This window comes from Cryobacterium mannosilyticum, from assembly GCF_004402705.1.
Taxonomy (GTDB): domain Bacteria; phylum Actinomycetota; class Actinomycetes; order Actinomycetales; family Microbacteriaceae; genus Cryobacterium; species Cryobacterium mannosilyticum.
The window spans coordinates 102,516-120,813 of record NZ_SOFM01000010.1; the positions used below are offsets into that span (position 1 = coordinate 102,516).

The window sequence follows — 18,298 nt, forward strand, 5'->3', positions numbered from 1 at the left end:
TCCCGAAAGGATCACCACCATGGAATTCATCATTCTCGCGGCCATCACGTTCGCCGCCGCGGCGGCAGTCCGGGCCATCACCCGAGACGGCTACACCCGCGTCGCGACCCGCACGCACCACACCGGCCCGGCGAAATGGAGCGAGTGATGGCCTCCGACCGAACCCTGGCCACGTTCGCCCGCCGTTGGCCCGGCAGGGTGCTCGCCGCCGTCGTTCTGCTCGCCATTCCGGCGGTGATGCTGTTCAGGTCGCTGAACGGCGGCACCTACGCCGACGACAGCTGGACCGCCCTGCTCATGACGGGCGCACTGGCCCTGGCCTACCTCGTCTCACGCCGCCTGATTCCCACGGTGTTGGTCGGAGCGCTCGTCGTCGGCCTGACCGCCTGGACCCTCTCCCCCAGCCTCGCCGACAGCCGCATCGGCGACGCGGCGGTCCTCGGCAGTTTGGACCGGGAAGCAGGCCAGGGAATGCTCGCCGGATTCCAGGACCTGGCGGTCGCCCGGGTCGACCTCGACTCAGCCCACCCGGTCCGGTTCGGCGGCCTCGGTGCCGACGAGACAACCCTCATGGAGGTCGGGTCGCTGACGAAGGCGATGACCGGACTCGTGATCAGGGACGCCGTGGACCGGGGCGAACTGCGCATGGACATCCCGGTGTCGACCTACCTGCCCCAGCTGGCAGGGTCGCCGGCCGGCACGGTCACCCTGAACGAGCTCGTCACCCACACCGCCGGCTACGCCGAATTCGGAGCCGCCAGCCTCCGCCGCGCACTCTGGGGCGCACCGCTCGGCCAGAACTTCCTGGGCACCGGCCTCACGCAGCTGCTCCAGGAAGCCCGGGAGGGAACTCTCCCAACCAGAGGGGCCTATGCCTACTCCACCCTGGGCGCCGCCATTGCCGGGCAGGCCGCGGCGGCCGCAGCCGGGATGAGCTACCCCGACCTGATGCGCACCCGCCTCTTCGAACCGCTCGCGATGACCCACACCGTCATCGAAGACCAGCGCTCCCTCGTTCCGGGCGGCCGATCGAAGAGCGGCCTCCGCGTGCAGCCCTGGCTGCTGGACGCCTACGCACCGGGCGGCGGCGCCGTCTCCACCACCGGCGACCTCGCCAGGCTCGCCACCGCGCTCCTCGACGGCACCGCACCCGGCCTGGCCGCCCTGGACCCGACCACCGCTACAGACATGACGGGCACCCACATCGGAGACTTCTGGCACGTCTCCACCAGGGATGACGGCCGGACGCTCGCCTGGCACAACGGCCAGACCGGCGGCTATAGCTCCTACTTCGGCATCGACCGCACCCGGGGCATGGCCGTCATCGTGCTCTCCGATATCGCCAACCCCGCCGCCTACGACCTGGGCGTCGAACTCCTGGCCGGCCACGACTGACACCATTGCAGGTCACACGGGCCTGACACTGGATTCACGCGTCGAGGTAGGCGACCACGTTGGCCGGAATCCCGAGCACCAGGGCATAAGCGTCGTGCGCGAGCAGAAGGCCCCGCGGATGCCGGGACACCTGCCAGCCGTGCAGGTCGAGGCCGCGCGTGAGGGTTTCAATCCACGCCTCCTCCCGTTCCCGGGCATTGCGCGGTTCGCGGTCCGCCCCGAGGATCACGCGGTATCGCACCTCCTCGACCGAGAGGCCGGACAGCTCCTCCAGGTGATGGTCGACGTCGAGGGCGACGGGAGCGAGGTACAGATCGGCCAGGTCATGTGGTCGTGTGCTCACAACCGCCTCCTTCAGTTGACCTCAACATAGCCGTGCACTCCGCCGAACGATAGCGAATTGACGGCATTGGACAGCCCGTCGAACGCCCTGACCGCCGGTCGGCGGTCGGCGAGCGCCGTTTCCCCCGGCCCTCAATATGATGAGGTCATGCCGACGCCCGTCCTGGCCACGAAACTCTTCGTTCCTGCTCTGCGACCCCAGGTCGTTCCTCGCCCGCGCCTGATCGCGCGTCTGAGGGAGGGCCTGCGCCCGGGCCGGAAGCTGACTCTCATCTCGGCCCCTGCCGGCTTCGGCAAGACAACTCTCCTCAGCGAGTGGATCGCCGACAGCCGGCAACGTGACGCGAGCGTTCGAGTGGCCTGGGTGTCCCTGGACGACGGCGACAACGACCCGGCCCGCTTCCTGACCTACCTCGTCGCCGCCCTGCGGAGTGCCGGGCCCGCTCAGCCGCCATCGGTCGAGCAGGCACTGACGGTCGAGCACGCACTGACGGTCGAGCAGGCACTGACGGTCGAACAGACGCTCACGGCGCTCATCAACGACATCGCACAGGCGCCGCACGACACCATCCTCGTGCTCGACGACTTCCACCTGGTTGATGCGGCGCCGGTGCGGGATGCCCTCGCCTTCCTGCTGGAGCGCCTCCCGTCGAACCTGCACCTGGCCATGGCCGGCCGCTCCGACCCGTCGCTCCCGCTGGCCCGGCTGCGGGGCCGGGGCGAGTTGACCGAGTTGCGTGCGGCTGACCTGCGCTTCACACCGGACGAATCCGCTGCGTTCCTCAACGAGGTGATGGGCCTGACGCTCTCGGCCACCGACATCGCCGCCCTCGAGACCCGCACCGAGGGCTGGATCGCCGGCCTGCAGCTGGCCGCCCTGTCCATGCGGGATCGTTCGGACATCGCCGGTTTCATCCGGGCGTTCACGGGCAGCCACCGGTTCGTGATCGACTATCTGGTCGAAGAGGTGCTGCAGCGCCAGCCGGACGACGTGCGCAACTTCCTGTTCCGCACCGCCATTCTCGACCGGCTCAGCGGCCCCCTCTGCGACGCCGTCACCGGGCAGGCACGGGGCGACGAGATGCTCGAGAAACTGGAGCGGGAGAACCTGTTCGTCGCTCCGCTGGACGACCACCGCCGATGGTACCGCTACCATCACCTGTTCGCCGACGTTCTCCGGGCCCGGTTCCCCGCCGAGTGGCGCGATAGCCTGCCCGACCTCCATCGACGAGCCGGCGAGTGGTACGAGCGAAACAACCTGCCCGAGGACGCGGTCAGGCATGCGCTTGCCGCCGAGGACTTCGAGCGCGCCGCGAACCTCATCGAGGGGGCCGTGCCTGCCCTGCGCAAGGGCAGGCAGGACGCGACCCTGCTCGAGTGGCTCACGCTGCTGCCTGCCGAGGTCGTGGCTCGCCGGCCCGTGCTCAGCGTCTACCTCGCCTGGGCGATGCTCATTGCGGGCAACCTGGATGCCGTCGAACTCCGGCTGAGGGACGCCGAGGCGGGCCTGAGTGCGGCGGCCGGCGCAGGCAGCGGGCCCGGCGCAGCCGTGGCCGGCGCAGCCGGGGCCGACCCTGCCGCAGTCGGAGAAGAGCTTCGGCTGCTGCCGGTGATGATCGCCGTCTACCGGGCCTCGCTCGCCCAGGCGCTGGGTGATGTGGCCGGCACCGCGGAGCACGCCCGGCGCGCGCTCGACCTCACCGAGCCGGGCGATCACTTCGGACGTGCGGCGGCGGCCGGCTTCCTGGGCCTCGCCTCCTGGGCGAGCGGAGACCTCGAGGCGGGACTGCGGGCCTTCGCCGAGGTCAGGACGACCCTGCGGCTGGCCGGCAACACCGCCGATGTGCTCGGCACCACGGTGGTGCTGGCCGACATGCTGATCCCGCTCGGTCGCCTGCGTGACGCCCGGCGGGCCTACGACGAAGCCCTGCAGGTGGCGAGCGCGCAGGGCGAGCCGGCTCCGCAGCCGATGGCCGACCTGCATGTGGGCATCAGCGAGCTGCACCGGGAGCAGGGCGAACTGGATGCCGCCAGGGAGCACCTGCTGGCAGCCCAGGCACTCGGCGAGCGCGCGTCCCTGCCCGAGAACCGCTATCGCTGGTTCGTCGCGATGGCGCGGGTCAGGGAAGCCGAGGGAAACCCCGACGCGGCGCTGGACCTGCTCACCGAGGCGGAACACCTGTACGCGCGCGGCTTCTTCCCCGAGGTGCGCCCGATATCCGCGCTGAGGGCCCGCGTCTGGATCTCGCAGGGCCGGCTGGCCGAGGCACGGGAGTGGGCGACCGGGCAGGGGCTCTCCACCGCCGATCTCAGTTATCTGAGCGAGTTCTCGCAGATCACCCTGGCGCGACTGCTGATCGCCGAGCACCGGGCCGATCCGAAGCAGGGCGCGATTCAGGAGGCACTGGCACTGCTGGACCGGCTCCTCGAGGCGGCCGAGGCAGGGGGCCGCACGGGAAGCGGCAACGAGATCCTGGTGTTGCAGGCGCTCGCCCATCAGGCCCGGGGACGTCTCTCCCTCGCCCTCGCGTCCCTGGAACGGGTGCTCGACCAGGCCGAACCGGAAGGCTACCTGCGACTCTTCCTCGATGAGGGTGCTCCCCTGGCAGAGCTTCTGGGTGAGGCCGCGCACCGGGGAATCCGGCCCGGGCACCTCTCCCGGTTGCGCCGCGCATTCCGGCCGGCCACCGCCGGGGCCCAGCCCGTCGGGGCCCAGCCCGCCGTACCCCTGGCCGCCGGGGAGGCGCTGAGCGAGCGCGAACTGCACGTGCTCCGGCTGCTGGCCACCGAGCTCAGCGGGCCGGAGATCGCCCGCGAGCTCTACCTGTCCCTGAACACGATCCGCACCCACACGCGGCACATCTTCGGCAAGCTCTCGGTGAACAGTCGGCCGGCGGCCGTGCGCCGGGCCGAAGAGCTGGATCTGCTCTAGCGCCGGTCGCCGACGACGACACCGACCGGACACCGACAGGGACTGACAGGAACTCTGACAGGCAGGGGTGACATCATCGAAGGACAGGGCGGGCGCCGCTGACGCATTCGCGGCCCACCGCACCGCCATCGAAATGAAAGCCGCCGTGTAACCCACTCAGCAGAGCAAGCCGACATCCGCCTCATCGTCTCGGACATGGATGGCACCCTTCTCGATGACGACGGCCGCGTTCCCGACGCGTTCTGGCCTCTCCTCGACGACCTCGCGCAGGCCGGAGTGCTGTTCGTTCCCGCCAGCGGCCGCCAGTACCAGACCCTTCACGCGGTCTTCGGCGAGCGCGACGGCCTGCTCTACATTGCGGAGAACGGGGCCAACGTGGTCAAGGACGGCACCAGCATCGTGCAGGAACCCGTCGATCCAGCGATCATCGCCCCCATCGTGGACTGGGTGCGCACCACCGCGGCCGCCGGAGCCGACCTGGGGATCATCGTCTGCGGCGCCCGCTCCGCCTACATCGAACGCTCCGATCCCGACTTCGTCAGCCACGTGTCCCGCTACTACGCGGCACTCGAGGTCGTGGCGGATGTCCAGGTCGCCGCCCTCGATGACGTCGTCCTCAAACTCGCGATCTACGACGTCGGCAGGGCCGAGACCCGCACGGGACCGGCGATCCGCGAGCTCGACCTCCCGGCGGACGTTGTGGTCTCCGGCGAGAACTACGTCGATGTGATGGGCCAGGGAGCGAACAAGGGCCGGGCCCTGGTGCGGCTCCAGCAACAGCTGGGCATCAGCAGGGATCAGACGATGGCGTTCGGCGACTACCTCAACGACGCCGAGATGCTCGATGCTGCCGGGCATTCCTACGCTGTTGCCAACGCGCACCCGAGCATCCGTGCCCGCGCCCGGAACATCGCCCCCTCGAACTCGGAGGCCGGCGTGATCAGCAGCATCCTCGCCGCCCTGCCGCACCTGCAGGGCGAGCGCGCGACGAGCGTGCTCTAGCCGTACGCGACCTGACCCCCCGGCGACGGGGAACCAGTCGTATGCTCGAAGCGGGTTGGATCGAGTCAGACGACGCCGGCGGGCACCGCCGACGGGCAAACGCCGACGGGCAGACGCCGACGGGCACCGCCAGGTCGGCCCGGCGCTACAGAGGGAGACACGATGAGCATCGCCACGCGCACGGACACGCAGACGCCGGCACTGCACGTTGCCGACAGCCACGATCGGATTCGCGTGCGGGGCGCGCGCGAGAACAACCTCAAGAACATCGACGTCGAGATCCCGAAGCGGCGGCTGACGGTGTTCACCGGCGTCTCCGGCTCCGGCAAGAGTTCGCTGGTGTTCAGCACGATCGCCGCGGAGTCGCAGCGGATGATCAACGAGACCTACAGCGCCTTCGTGCAGGGCTTCATGCCGACGCTGGCGCGGCCCGACGTCGATGTGCTCGACGGGCTGAGCACCGCGATCATCGTCGACCAGGAGCGGATGGGCGCCAACCCCCGGTCCACCGTCGGCACCGTCACCGACGCCAACGCCATGCTGCGGATCGTCTTCAGCCGGCTCGGGCAGCCGCACATCGGCTCGCCGAAGGCCTACTCGTTCAACGTCGCCTCGATCAGCGGGGCCGGCGCCGTCTCGATCGAGCGCGGCGGGCAGACCGTCAAGGAGCGGCGCAGCTTCAGCATCACCGGCGGCATGTGCCCGCGCTGCGAGGGCATGGGCAACGTGACCGACCTCGACCTCGCCCAGCTCTACGACGACAGCAAATCACTGAACAGTGGGGCTCTCACCATCCCCGGCTACAGCATGGACGGCTGGTTCGGCCGCATCTTCAGCGGCTCGGGCTTCTTCGACCCGGACAAGCCGATCCGCGACTTCACCAAGACCGAGCTTCACAACCTGCTCTACAAGGAACCGACCAAGATCAAGGTCGACAACATCAACCTCACCTACGAGGGGCTGATCCCGAAGATCCAGAAGTCGATGCTGTCCAAGGACAAGGAGGCGATGCAGCCGCACATCCGGGCCTTCGTCGACCGGGCCGTCACCTTCACCACCTGCCCCGACTGCAACGGAACCCGGCTCAACGAGGGCGCCCGTTCCTCCACAATCGAGGGCATCAGCATCGCCGACGCCTGCGCCATGCAGATCAGCGACCTGGCCCAGTGGGTGCGCGGCCTCACCGAACCGTCCGTGGCGCCGCTGCTCGACGCGCTGCGGGAGAACCTCGAGTCGTTCGTGGAGATCGGCCTGGGCTACCTGTCTCTCGAACGGCCCACCGGCACGCTGTCCGGCGGCGAGGCGCAGCGGGTCAAGATGATCCGCCACCTCGGCTCCTCCCTCACCGACGTCACCTATGTGTTCGACGAGCCCACCATCGGGTTGCACCCCCATGACATCCAGCGGATGAACGGCCTGCTGCTGCGGCTCCGGGACAAGGGCAACACGGTGCTCGTCGTCGAGCACAAGCCGGAGACGATCACGATCGCCGACCACGTCGTCGACCTCGGCCCCGGCGCCGGTGCGGCGGGCGGCGAGGTCTGCTTCGAGGGCACGGTCGAGGAGCTGCGCACCAGCGGCACCCTCACCGGTCGCCACTTCGACGACCGGGCCGTCCTCAAACAGACGGTGCGGATGCCCGACGGCTCGCTCGAGATCCGGGGCGCGACGGCGCACAACCTGCAGAGCGTCGACGTCGACGTGCCGCTCGGGGTGCTCGTCGTCGTCACGGGTGTCGCCGGCTCGGGAAAGAGCTCGCTCGTGCACGGCTCGATCCCCGCCGGCGACAATGTGGTCTCGATCGACCAGGGCGCGATCCGCGGCTCCAGGAGAAGCAACCCGGCGACCTACACCGGGCTGCTCGACCCGATCCGCAAGGCCTTCGCGAAGGCCAACGGGGTGAAGCCGGCACTGTTCAGCGCCAATTCCGAGGGTGCCTGCCCCGCGTGCAACGGTGCCGGCGTCATCTACACCGATCTGGCGATGATGGCCGGCGTCGCCACTACCTGCGAGGAATGCGACGGGAAGCGGTTCCAGGCATCCGTGCTGGAGTACCACCTCGGCGGCCGCAACATCAGCGAGGTGCTCGAGATGTCGGTGACCGACGCCGAGGCATTCTTCGGCGCCGGGGAGGCGCGCACGCCGGCCGCGCACGCCATCCTGGACCGGCTCGCCGACGTGGGCCTCGGGTACCTCAGCCTCGGCCAGCCGCTCCCCACGCTGTCCGGCGGCGAGCGCCAGCGGCTCAAACTGGCCACGCACATGGGCGAGAAGGGCGGCGTCTACGTGCTCGACGAACCGACCGCCGGCCTGCACCTCGCCGACGTCGAACGGTTGCTCGGCCTGCTCGACCGGCTCGTCGACTCCGGCAAGTCGGTGATCGTCGTCGAACACCACCAGGCGGTGATGGCGCACGCCGACTGGATCATCGACCTCGGCCCCGGTGCCGGGCACGACGGCGGCCGGATCGTCTTCGAGGGCTCCCCCGCCGACCTCGTCGCCGCCCGCTCCACCCTCACCGGCGAGCACCTCGCGGCCTACGTCGGAGCCTGACCGCGAGGAGACGCGCGTCCGGCCCTCAGCTGCCGGTCGTGTTGGCCGACGCGGCGGCGTGCTCTGAGCCTGCTTGCCCGGCCTCGGCGACCTTGCGCCTCTTGACCAGGACCGCGAAGTATGCGGCGGCAACGGCGCCAACCAGGCCGATGCCGGCCGTGATCAGGAAGTACAGGTTGTTGGCGCCGGCCACGTCATCACCATAGGCGGTATAGATGGCGGCGCTGATCTGAGGCAAGACGATGTCGGGAAGGTACCCGACGAGCGAGATCAGCCCGATCGCGATGCCCGTCGCCGCCACAGGAACCCGGCAGTCTTCAAGCAGCGACCAGTAGACACCGCGGATGACGTAGACGAACAGTCCGACCAAGACCACCAGCACGTAGACCAGACCGATGGCAAAACCACCTGGCATGAGCGCCAACCCGATCAGCCCGACGGCCGCGGCCAGCATGGCGGCCGACAACACCCGAGACTTTCCGAGCTTGTCGGCGAGGTATCCACCACCGAATCCACCGATGGGCCGCATCCACATCACGACGACGGTGACGACTCCGGCGGCAACCGGGGTAACCGAGTGGTTCGTCGTCAGGTATCCGGAGAAGTAGTAGTACGCCCAGAAGAGGGTGTACCCGCAGAACAGTGCGAACATCAAGACCCACACTTCACGGATCTTGAGGATGCGGCGAACGGCGGCGAACGGCGACTCGACCGGCTCGGCGTGGGTCTCCTCGGCTTTCATCTTCTCGTCGCTGGACAGCACGAAGAAGAGCACAACGGCGAGCACGATGAGCACAGCGCAGTACATGTACACGACCGCCTGGAATCCTGCCGTGGTGTCGGTGATGTCCGACCCGCCGTCGCCGACGAACGCCGCGAAGATCCCGACCGCCACGGTGGCAAGGGCCGCTTCAACCACTCCTCGCCCGCCATCGAGGGCGCCGAAGAATCTGCCTTCCTCGTTCTTCTCAGCGAGCAGGTTGACTGCCTTCAGGAGCGCACTCCAGAAGGTGAAGACGGAGGCAAAGCCCCAGACGAGGAAGACGTAGACCAAAGTCGACTTGTCCGGGATCTGGGCGTAGAACAATCCCGTGACCGCTGTGAGGGCCAACGAAAAGGTGATCATGTACTTCGTGGGGAATTTGTCGGCCAGCCATCCGCTGGGCAGGTAACCGATGACGAAGATGATGCCGAGCATCGAGTACAGATTTGCCAACTCGGCATTCGACATGTCGAAGACCTGCAGAATTGTCGCCTCAAAGTTCTGACGCAGGTACACCAACGGGTAGATGGAACCTCCCGCCAGAATCAGCAGCACGAGTTGGAAGATCTTCTTTGAGTGGCCGGTCTTATACATGTGCGATTGCCCCTTTGCGATCGTGAAGGATACGGTGCGTGCGTTGGAGGATGGCGTCGGTCTGCGCCGTGATGTCGACGGAGACCGCGCGGAGTTGGGTGTAGAGGTCGATGTTTTCGACGTTCGGCTGGAAGGTGTCCTCGCGATGTACCATCCTGCTGGAGGCGTCATCGAAGGTTGGGTACACACCGCAGGCGACGGCGACGCAGATGGCTGCGCCGAGGCCGGCTGCATTGCGCACCTCGTTGCGCACCACAGGAATGCCGAAGACATCGGCGAAGATCTGCATGCACAGGTCGCTGTAGGAACCGCCGCCGGAGACGACGAGCGTGTCGATGGTGATGCCCCGCTCCTCCTCCATGTTCACCATGTTCTGCTTCATGGTGAAGGCGATGCCCTCGAGGATCGAGCGGTACATGTGGGCGTAGCCGTGGCGCTCATCGAAGCCGAGGAACATCCCCTTCTTGTACGGCTTGGTGGGCGGCGCGAGCCAGTCGAGCACGCACAGCAGGCCGTCACTGCCCGCCGGAACGTCAGACGCGACCGCGTTGAGGAAGTCGTCGCCGGTCATCCCGGCGGCTGCTGCGCCGTCGGTTATTTCCCGCCCGAGAAGGTTGCGGAGCCAGGAGACGGTCCACATGCCACGACGGATGCCTCCGCACTCGTAGATGTACCGGTGCGGTTCTGACGCGAAATTCGAGAAGAACGACGTCGGCTCGGCGACGAATTCCTTTCCGACGATCATGCCCGCGATGTACGTGCCCAGAGACACCAGGCCCGTCGTTTCGTCGCGGAGCCCTGCCCCGAGTGCTTCGGCGGCCTTGTCGTTTGCGGTGTGCACCACCGGCAGGCCCTGCGGGATTCCGGTGCTGGCCGCGAACTGCTCGTTCACGAAGCCGCCGACGTCGCCGGGCATCTGCAGCCGATACAACATGCTCCGGCTGACGTTGTACTTGTCGAATGTCTCCTGGTCGCTGAACCAGTCCCAGGTTCCAACGTCCATGGGCCATGGGCCGATGTAGTTGGCGATCGTGTCGGTCAGTTCGCCCGTGAGGCGCCCCATCAGGTAGCCCGATGTCGTTGTCACGTGTACAACGTCGTCGTTGGTCGGTTCGTATGGCTTGGAGAGGCGTTCGTCCATCCAGCTCTGCACTGGCTCGACGAGAGTGCCGTCCGCGCGGGTGAGGGCGCGGCAACACCGGATGCTGCACAGGCCCACGCCGATGATGTCTGCCGGATCGCCCTGGAATGCCTGCATTGCACGCGACGCGGCGGCAACGATGGAGTCGTAGAGGTCGTCGTGTGGATGCTCGACAACGCCCGGTTCGGGTGTGTAGAGGGGCTCCAGGGCCTGGCTGGCTTCGCACACGACTCGTCCGTCGGTGTCAAAGATGACCACCTTCGAGCTTTGCGAGCCGCCGTCGATCCCCAGAATGTACTTCTTCGTCATTGTGAGATTCATGTTCAGGTCCCGGCGCTCAGCGCACCAGATAGCCCCCGTCGACGCTCAGGATGTGCCCGTTCACGTAGTCGGAGGCGCGGCTGGCGAGGAACACTGTTGCCCCCATGAGATCTTGCGTCTGACCCCAGCGGTTGGCCGGGATGTGATCGAGGACCCGCTGGTTGGTGTCGGGGTTGGCTCGGGTTGCGGTCGTGAGCTCGGTGGCGTAGTAGCCGGGGGCGATGCCGTTCACCTGGATTCCGAACTGCGCCAGCTCGTCGCAGTATGCCTTGGTGAATCCGGCGATGCCGTGCTTGGTGGCGGCGTAGGCGGGCGACCACTGGCCACCGAGGAAGGTGAACACCGAGCAGATGTTGATGATCTTGCCGCTGCCTTGCGGGATCATGTACTTGGCGCATTCGTGCGACATCTCGAAGGCAGCGGTGAGGTTGAGAGCAACCATCGGGTCCCACTGCGCACGGGTGTACTTGGTGACGTCGGGCTCGTTGATGCTGCGGCCGGCGCAGTTCACGAGGATATCAATGCTGCCGAATTCCCGGACGCAGGCTTCAACAACTTTGTTGGGGTTTCCTTCGGCCGTGATGTCCGCCATGAGATACGAGTATTTTGAGCCGGCCGCCTCGACCAGCGCGCCGGTTTTCCCGTCGTCGGGCATGATGCTGACGGCGAACACGTTCGCACCGGCTTTGGCCAGCGCGAGGGTGAACGCCTGACCGAGCCCGGTGTTTCCACCGGTGACGATCGCGGTCTTGCCCTTGATTGAGAAGAAGTCCATCTGGAAGTCCGAGATGTTGACGTCAGTCATGCGTTTTCTCTGTTTCTTGTTCAGTGGGGTTGTGCGGGGGTGCGCCGGTCGGCACACGGTCATCGTGTGCCTTTCGGCGCACCCGCGCCGGAATGGGTGGCTACTTCTTGAGCGGGAAGATGGTGCCGCGGTTCATGATTCCGTTCGGATCGAACGCGGCCTTGAGGGTCTCGAGCATGTACAGCGACGAGCCGTATTCCTCGGCCAGGAAGTGCGTGCGGTGCTTTCCGACGCCGTGGTGGTGGCACATCGACCCGCCCAGCTTGAGGGTTTCCTCGACGATGATGTTCTGGATCGGGTCGTGGTAGGTAGCACGTTCTTCGGTGGGATCAACGTCGATCTTGTAGTAGTAGACGAAGTACATATTGGTTCCGTTGAGGTAGCTGTGGCTGGAGTGGCCGCCGAGCAGGCTGAACTCCGCCGAGATCTCATTCCGGATGCGAGCAAGCGCGTTGGTGTAGATGTCGTGGATGACGCTCCAATTGCCCGAGATCTCGGTGGTGAAACCGTTGATCAGGGTTTCGCGAATCTCCACTCGTTCTTCCTCGATCTTCGAGACATCCCAGTTGAGGTTGTCGAACCAGTCCTCAATGAGTTTGTCGTCGACTCGATCGGCAGAGCCGAAGGTGGAGACGATCTCTTCGATCGCGGCTCCCGTCGCATCGGCGATCGGCTTGGGTCCTTCGGCGACGAAGATGAGCACGCAGCGTCCGTCGGAGAAGTGCTTGAAGTGGTACAGGCCGTCTTCTTTGTCGTAGAGGCGGGCAACGGACGGTCGGTAGCCCTGGGTGATGACCTCCCGCAGAATCTCCAGCCCGGTCTTCATGTCGTTCAGCAGGTAGCCGTAGAACTTATTGTTCTCGGGGTAGTAGCGGAAGATCTTGACGGTCACTTCGGTGATGAAGTTGAGCGCACCCTCATTGCCGATCACCAGGTGGCGGATGTCCGGCCCGGCGGCGCGGCGCGGCACGTTCTTGATGCGGCAGATCTGGCCGTTCGGGAAGACCGTTTCAACACCGACGAGCATGTCTTCGATTCCACCGTAGAGGGTGGAGAACTGTCCGATGGAGCGGGTTGCGACCAGCCCGCCGTATTGCGCGAGGGGCTTGGACTGCGGCGAGTGCCCGGTGGTGTAGCCGATCTTACGGAGCTCATTCTCAAGGTCTTCGAGGCAGACGCCGCACTGCACGGTGGCCAGCATGTTGGCGGTGTCGATGCTCAGAATCTGGTTCATGCCGGAGCCGTCGACGACGATGGAGTCTTCGATCACCGTTTCGAGGCCGCCCTCAGTGGCTGAGCCTCCGGTCTTCGGAACGACGTTGATGCCGTTCTCGTTCGCGAATTTCAGCACCTGGGCAACCTCCTTGGGGGTGCCGGGCTTCACGACGGCCGCGGGCAACGGCAAGGCGTAGATGCCGAAGATGTTCTCGACTTTGTAGTACCGATCTGCGCTGTTGTCCTTCAACGTCTGCTCGTCGGTGATGACTCGCTCGCTACCGAGGATGTCAACGTAGGCACTAACGATCTGTTCACGGGTGAGGCGCATTATTCGACTGGTTCCGTTCGTTCTAGGTGTTCGTGTTTTGCGGTGTGAGGCACTGAACCCACCACTTCGTGGATTGACGACAAAAAAAGAACAGCGATCCCCTCAGAAGAGGGGGTCGCTGTTCTCTAAGTTTTAAGCAACAGTCCCGAACCAGGTCCGGAACGCGTGTGAAGTTGTAGGTTGAGCGGAAGCCTAGCATGGCCATTCGTCTCCCGCGCAAGCAGGTTCTCGAATGAGGCGCGTGGAACCGTGCCTGAGTCGCCCGGTAGAGTTCAGCGCATGGCTGACGAATCGTCCCGGATCAGCGACGTCATGTCGCTTCACCCCGTAATCGCGAGCATCAAGGATGAAGACGGGCTCAGGGCGGTTTTGCGTGCCCCCTGCCCTGTCGTCTTCGTTCTCTTCGGATCCGTGATGACCATTCAGGGCATCGTTGCGACCCTGAAGAACGCCGAGAAGACGGTCTTCGTGGATGTGGACCTGCTCGACGGCTTTTCGAGCAAACCGATCGCAGTCGATTTCCTGAAGGCTCACACCCAAACCGACGGAGTTCTGAGTTCAAAGACCATCATGGTGAAGGCGGCGAAGGCAGCCGGCCTGATGGCTGTCCATCGACTGTTCCTCGTTGATTCCCTCAGCTACAACAACGTGTCCAAACAGGTGAAGATTTCGGAACCGGATGCCATCATGATCCTGCCAGGATGCATGCCGCGAGTGCTCTCCTGGGTGCGCGCCGACACCAACCTTCCCCTGATCGCGGGGGGATTGGTCTGCGACAAGGAAGACGTGATGGCCGCCCTGAACGCCGGCGCCAATGCGATCGCGTCTTCGAATCGCGGCGTCTGGCTGATGTAGCGGCCACCCGGCTCGGGCTGCGCCAATCTGCGTCACCGCTACCAGCCGTCGCTCAGCACCTGGTCGAGCGCGTCCACGAAGAAATCCGCGCTCTCCCGACTCAGGCAGAGGGGCGGCTTGATCTTCAGCACGTTCTGCCGTTCGGAAGTCGGCTGCACGATCACGCCGAGCTCCAGCATCCGTTCGCAGATGGCGGCGGTCTCGCTCGTCGCCGGCTCGAGGGTGTCCCGGTCGCGCACGAGTTCCACCCCCAGGTACAGGCCCAGGCCGTGCACCATCCCGATCAGCGGATGCCGCTCCGCGAGTTCCGCGAGCCGGCCTGCCAGGTGCCGGCCCACGGCATCCGCGTTCTGCTGGAGGGATTCGTCCCGGATGACGTCGAGCACCGCGAGGCCCGCGACGCAGCCGACCGGGCTGCCGCCGGCCGAGGAGAAGAAGTTGCCCTCCTCGGCCAGGGATTCGGCGATGTCCCGGCGGGTGAGCACCGCGCCGAGCGGATAGCCGTTGCCCATGGCCTTGGCCACCGTGATGATGTCGGGCACCACGCCCTGCTGCGCCGAACCCCAGAAGTGGCTGCCCAGCCGGCCGTAGCCCACCTGCACCTCGTCGGCGATGCACAGCCCGCCGCGGGCGCGGACCTGCTCATAGGCGAGGCCGAGGTAGCCCGGCGGGGGCACGACCCCGCCGGCGTTGCCCAGCACGGGCTCGCAGATGAAGGCGGCCAGGTCAGCCCCCGGGCCGTTCGGAGCATCGAGCAGCCGGGCCAGATCGGCCGCGTATCCCTGCGCCGCCCCGGCGCCGCGATGCGTCCCGCGATACGCGTTGGGAACATCCGCGATGTGCACCCAGCCGGGCCGGGAGGCCGCGGCCCGGGGGTTGTCGAAGGCCGAGGTGGACACCGCGTCGGAGGCCATCGTCCAGCCGTGGTAGCCCTCTCTGAGGGCGACGACGCTGTCGCGGCCGGTGTGGATCCGGGCCAGGCGCAGGGCCAGGTCCACGGCCTCGCTGCCGCTGTTGACCAGCAGCACGGTGTCGAGTGAGGGGTCAGGCGATGTCGCCACGATCCGTTCGCAGAGATCGGCCAGCGCCGAGTAGAGAAAACGGGAGTTCGTGTTGAGCAGCTGCAACTGGTCGCTGACGGCCCGGCTGAACCGGGGATGGCTGTGTCCGATCACGGCGACGTTGTTGACCATGTCGACGTAGGAGCGCCCGCGGGTGTCGACGAGCAGTTCCCGCCAGCCTCGTTCGATCTGCGGCGGCTGTTCGTAGTACTTCTCCTGCGCGGCGGCCATGACCCTGCCGCGCCGGGCCAGTTCGGCCGCCGGATCGGCGACGGATGCCTGCGCGGCCAGCCCCAGCAACCGCGCCGGGTCCGGCACGAGGGTTGCCCACGCCGCAGCGCGGGAGGTCTGAGCGAAGGGCGGGGCGGCATCCGGGGCCGCCAGCCCCGGGCGGGCGAACTCCTGCACGGTCACCCGGCCGACCGGCCCCGCCGCCGACTCCCGGTCGCCATTCGGGCGGGCAACACCCAGTGGCTCCCCCGCGGCGACCGACGCCCCCGGCACCTGGTTCGACGCGATCCCGCCGATGCGCAGTTCGAAACCGGCCAGGGCCAGAACCAGATGGTCGGCGCCGACCTCGGCGACCTCGGCGCGAGCGGGCGCCACGATCTCCGACCCGGCAGGCAGGAAGACCTCGGTGAAGAGGGCGAAGGTGTGAGGTTCCGCGTGCGAGCGCGGCGGGGTTCGGGTGAGCCGGAACTGCCCGTAGGGGGCGACGGCCGCGGTGCGCCGGGCGAGGGCTGCACGCGCGAGCTGCCATTCGGCATCCGTCTGCTGCCAGAGGCCGTCGGCCAGCAATGGGCTGGTCACAGAGAAGTCGAGCACCTCGTAGTCGCCGCCGGTGAGCGCGGGGATCATCGGGAGGAACGTTTCCGGCTCGGCCGGGGGGTGAGGCGGCCGGCCGAGCGCCTGCCGGATGGCCGCTTCCGCCTCCTCCCAGCCGATCGCGCTGGCCGCGGCGAAGACGCGCCACTCCGCGTCCATCCGGTGCCTGGCATAGTCGTTGTCCTCGTCGATCCGCACCTGCTGCTCGCCGCTGGCCACCAGCACCGCCCCGCGCAGCACGATCAGTGGCCACAGCGCGACGATCTCGTCGTCGGTCAGGGGAACCACCTCGTCGAAGGCGACGATCGCCGCAAGGGCGGCGAACGGATTGTCCGGCACGTGGTGCAGCACGGATGCGGCGGTGACCGCGAGTTCCGCGATCAGCCACCCTGTTCCGAGGTCGCCGAAGTCGATCACCCCGTCGGGGAGGTGGTGGCCGTTCGGCAACACCCGGCAGATCACGTTGTCGTCGGTGATGTCCCCGTGGATCGTCTGCAGCCGGAGGGCCGGGATCACCGTCGCCAGGCGCGCGGCGGCGCTGTCGGCGATGGCGCGGAGCCGCGCCCGGGTGTCCTCCTCCGGCACCCAGTGCACCAGCAGGTCGACCACTGCCTTCGCGTTGCGCAGGTCCCACTGCAGCGTGCGGTCGAGCCCCGCCGCCGCGAAGTCCTGCAGGTGCAGAGCCGTGGTGCCCGAGAGCCGGCCCAGCGCCCTGACCACCGGCGGGGCCAGATAGCCCTGGGCCTCGAGGGAGGGGCCCTCGATGAAGGTCAGCAGCCGAACCGGGAGGGCGCCGTCCGTTGCCGGCCAGTACTGACGGATGTTACCGTCCAGTCCGCGCACCGGCTGCGGCACCCGCATTCCGCGCGCGGACAGGTGCTCCATCACCGCGTCCTGCGCGGCCAGCTCGGAGGCGGAGAAGGCGGGATTGTCGACCTTGAGCACGTAACGCGGCGCTCCGTCACTGGATGCGGCGTCGTGGGAGCCAATCAGGAAGTTGCGGTCCTGTTGGCTGCCGAGCTCGCGGGCCGTGCCCGTGATCCCGAAGAGGGAGGCGGCCATGGTCTCGGCGTCCGCCGCGGTGACGTCCGGGCGCACGAGTCCCTGCCCACTGAAGAAATCAAAACCTGGCACGTCGACGCTCCTCGCAGATGGGGCAGTGAATCCTGCCAGTTTGGCACCACCGCGACCCGATCACCGCCCGGCTACGTCGGCGACCGACCTGGCCCGCTGAGAGGGCGCAAGCTGGCCCGGTCACCCAGCGAGACGGTGCCCGGGCGGATCACCCGGGCATAGACGCCGAACTCGATCTCGCCGGCGTTGAGCCGGTAACCGGCGAGCGTCTTGAGCAGGCTCGTGCCGCGTGCCCCGGTGTCCGGCTCGAGGTCGATGACGGCGCACCGCGGGATCCCGTGCCCCACGAGCAGCCGGGCACCGCCCAGGTCCAGTTCCCGGCCGGCCCAGGAATCCTCGGCGTGAGCCGCGGCGTCGCCGGTGTCGATCGTGAAAGTCGACCGGAACCGGCGCTCGTCGACGATGATCCCGGCCTCGTCGGCCAGGCGACCCAGCGACCCGGTCGTGGAGAGCGTGACGGAATCCCCGTAGACCACCGCACCCACGACGGAGCAGCGTGCCAGCACGACCGCTCGTCCGAGAAGCCGGGAGAATTCTTGGGCCCAGGGCCCGTCGACCACCTCCATGGCGGCGGCACGGCCCCAGTACTCGAGTGCGAGGCGGCGCCCGCTCATCCGGGGAACCGCCTCGATGCGTTGCCCGTCGATCTCAACCGACAGCACCCCGTCGTCCCAGCGCGCGTCGCAGGTCACCAGAGACGGATGCTCAACGGTCCTGATGACCTGTCCGGCCTCCAGATCGACGACCGCGAAGACCCGGTCTCCGACCGGCCCATCCGGCCCGAGCAGAACGTGGCTCCGCGACCGGTGGCGACCGCCCTTGAGCGCGGAAACACCGATGCCGTGCACGTGCATGATGATCACCACCCAATCGGCCGGATGCGGCCCAGCACAGCGTACCCAACAGCGCGCGGGCCGTGCGCCCAGCATTGACCACACCACTGACCGCCAAATGATATATGATTCAACAAGCGATAATCGAACTGCGCGTTCCATTATCGAATCGACAGTGCCGTCCGATTCGCCCACA

General features: G+C 67.1%; 13 protein-coding genes. 6 read left to right on the forward strand and 7 right to left on the reverse strand.

All coding sequences use genetic code 11. From position 1 onward, the window contains the following. The first annotated feature begins 19 nt into the window (after positions 1 to 19). Both E3O32_RS17690 and E3O32_RS04380 read left to right on the forward strand, forming a co-directional pair. On the forward strand, positions 20 to 148 hold the full coding sequence (locus E3O32_RS17690; RefSeq protein ID WP_255455481.1) for a hypothetical protein: 129 nt from the start codon (positions 20 to 22) through the stop codon (positions 146 to 148). Then, the gene (locus E3O32_RS04380) at positions 148 to 1,395 is read left to right on the forward strand and encodes a serine hydrolase domain-containing protein (protein WP_166790768.1); all 1,248 of its coding nucleotides are present in this window, start codon (positions 148 to 150) and stop codon (positions 1,393 to 1,395) included. Before E3O32_RS17690 ends, E3O32_RS04380 begins: the two co-directional genes overlap by 1 nt. Before the next feature lie 34 nt (positions 1,396 to 1,429). On the opposite strand, the gene E3O32_RS04385 is transcribed toward E3O32_RS04380, so the two are convergent. After that, the gene (locus E3O32_RS04385) at positions 1,430 to 1,738 is read right to left on the reverse strand and encodes a hypothetical protein (RefSeq protein WP_134507310.1); all 309 of its coding nucleotides are present in this window, start codon (positions 1,736 to 1,738) and stop codon (positions 1,430 to 1,432) included. 147 nt (positions 1,739 to 1,885) lie between these two features. Here E3O32_RS04385 and E3O32_RS04390 point away from each other — a divergent pair, with 147 nt between their 5' ends. From E3O32_RS04390 to E3O32_RS04400, 3 genes are all read left to right on the forward strand, one after another. Then, a complete protein-coding gene (locus tag E3O32_RS04390; protein WP_134507311.1) occupies positions 1,886 to 4,669 on the forward strand; it encodes a winged helix-turn-helix domain-containing protein in 2,784 nt (927 codons plus the stop codon). 183 nt (positions 4,670 to 4,852) lie between these two features. After that, positions 4,853 to 5,671 (forward strand): Cof-type HAD-IIB family hydrolase, encoded by an 819-nt coding sequence (locus tag E3O32_RS04395; RefSeq protein WP_338145182.1) that lies wholly within the window; start codon positions 4,853 to 4,855, stop codon positions 5,669 to 5,671. Between the two features lie 162 nt (positions 5,672 to 5,833). Beyond that, the gene (locus tag E3O32_RS04400; RefSeq protein WP_134507313.1) at positions 5,834 to 8,224 is read left to right on the forward strand and encodes an ATP-binding cassette domain-containing protein; all 2,391 of its coding nucleotides are present in this window, start codon (positions 5,834 to 5,836) and stop codon (positions 8,222 to 8,224) included. Positions 8,225 to 8,249: 25 nt separating this feature from the next. Here the strand turns inward: E3O32_RS04400 and E3O32_RS04405 are convergent, their stop codons facing one another. The 4 genes from E3O32_RS04405 to E3O32_RS04420 all read right to left on the reverse strand — a co-directional run bounded on the left by E3O32_RS04405 (position 8,250) and on the right by E3O32_RS04420 (position 13,394). Beyond that, positions 8,250 to 9,581, reverse strand: coding sequence for an MFS transporter (locus tag E3O32_RS04405; RefSeq protein ID WP_134507314.1), 1,332 nt, complete (start codon positions 9,579 to 9,581; stop codon positions 8,250 to 8,252). Then, complete coding sequence (locus E3O32_RS04410) at positions 9,574 to 11,043, reverse strand: FGGY-family carbohydrate kinase (RefSeq protein ID WP_198417522.1); 1,470 nt, start codon at positions 11,041 to 11,043, stop codon at positions 9,574 to 9,576. The genes E3O32_RS04405 and E3O32_RS04410 overlap by 8 nt, the downstream gene beginning before the upstream one ends. 16 nt (positions 11,044 to 11,059) lie before the next feature. Further along, complete coding sequence (locus E3O32_RS04415) at positions 11,060 to 11,848, reverse strand: SDR family oxidoreductase (protein ID WP_134507315.1); 789 nt, start codon at positions 11,846 to 11,848, stop codon at positions 11,060 to 11,062. A gap of 100 nt (positions 11,849 to 11,948) precedes the next feature. Further along, positions 11,949 to 13,394: an FAD-binding oxidoreductase gene (locus tag E3O32_RS04420; RefSeq protein WP_134507316.1), complete on the reverse strand. Its 1,446-nt coding sequence runs from the start codon at positions 13,392 to 13,394 to the stop codon at positions 11,949 to 11,951. 249 nt (positions 13,395 to 13,643) lie between these two features. On the opposite strand from E3O32_RS04420, the gene E3O32_RS04425 reads away from it, so the two are divergent. Beyond that, positions 13,644 to 14,249, forward strand: coding sequence for a glycerol-3-phosphate responsive antiterminator (locus tag E3O32_RS04425; protein ID WP_198417523.1), 606 nt, complete (start codon positions 13,644 to 13,646; stop codon positions 14,247 to 14,249). 38 nt (positions 14,250 to 14,287) lie between these two features. Here the strand turns inward: E3O32_RS04425 and E3O32_RS04430 are convergent, their stop codons facing one another. Beyond that, a complete protein-coding gene (locus tag E3O32_RS04430; RefSeq protein ID WP_134507317.1) occupies positions 14,288 to 17,269 on the reverse strand; it encodes an aminotransferase in 2,982 nt (993 codons plus the stop codon). A gap of 71 nt (positions 17,270 to 17,340) precedes the next feature. Continuing rightward, the gene (locus tag E3O32_RS04435) at positions 17,341 to 18,123 is read right to left on the reverse strand and encodes an MOSC domain-containing protein (protein ID WP_241974576.1); all 783 of its coding nucleotides are present in this window, start codon (positions 18,121 to 18,123) and stop codon (positions 17,341 to 17,343) included. Positions 18,124 to 18,298: the final 175 nt, after the last annotated feature.

Excerpts from the sequence above, each read along its gene's own strand:
- E3O32_RS17690 (WP_255455481.1), top strand. The coding sequence starts at position 20 with ATGGAATTCATCATTCTCGCGGCCATCACGTTCGCCGCCGCGGCGGCA.
- E3O32_RS04380 (WP_166790768.1), top strand. The coding sequence starts at position 148 with ATGGCCTCCGACCGAACCCTGGCCACGTTCGCCCGCCGTTGGCCCGGC.
- E3O32_RS04390 (WP_134507311.1), top strand. The coding sequence starts at position 1,886 with ATGCCGACGCCCGTCCTGGCCACGAAACTCTTCGTTCCTGCTCTGCGA.
- E3O32_RS04400 (WP_134507313.1), top strand. The coding sequence starts at position 5,834 with ATGAGCATCGCCACGCGCACGGACACGCAGACGCCGGCACTGCACGTT.
- E3O32_RS04405 (WP_134507314.1), bottom strand. The coding sequence starts at position 9,581 with ATGTATAAGACCGGCCACTCAAAGAAGATCTTCCAACTCGTGCTGCTG.
- E3O32_RS04410 (WP_198417522.1), bottom strand. The coding sequence starts at position 11,043 with ATGAATCTCACAATGACGAAGAAGTACATTCTGGGGATCGACGGCGGC.
- E3O32_RS04415 (WP_134507315.1), bottom strand. The coding sequence starts at position 11,848 with ATGACTGACGTCAACATCTCGGACTTCCAGATGGACTTCTTCTCAATC.
- E3O32_RS04420 (WP_134507316.1), bottom strand. The coding sequence starts at position 13,394 with ATGCGCCTCACCCGTGAACAGATCGTTAGTGCCTACGTTGACATCCTC.
- E3O32_RS04435 (WP_241974576.1), bottom strand. The coding sequence starts at position 18,123 with ATGCACGTGCACGGCATCGGTGTTTCCGCGCTCAAGGGCGGTCGCCAC.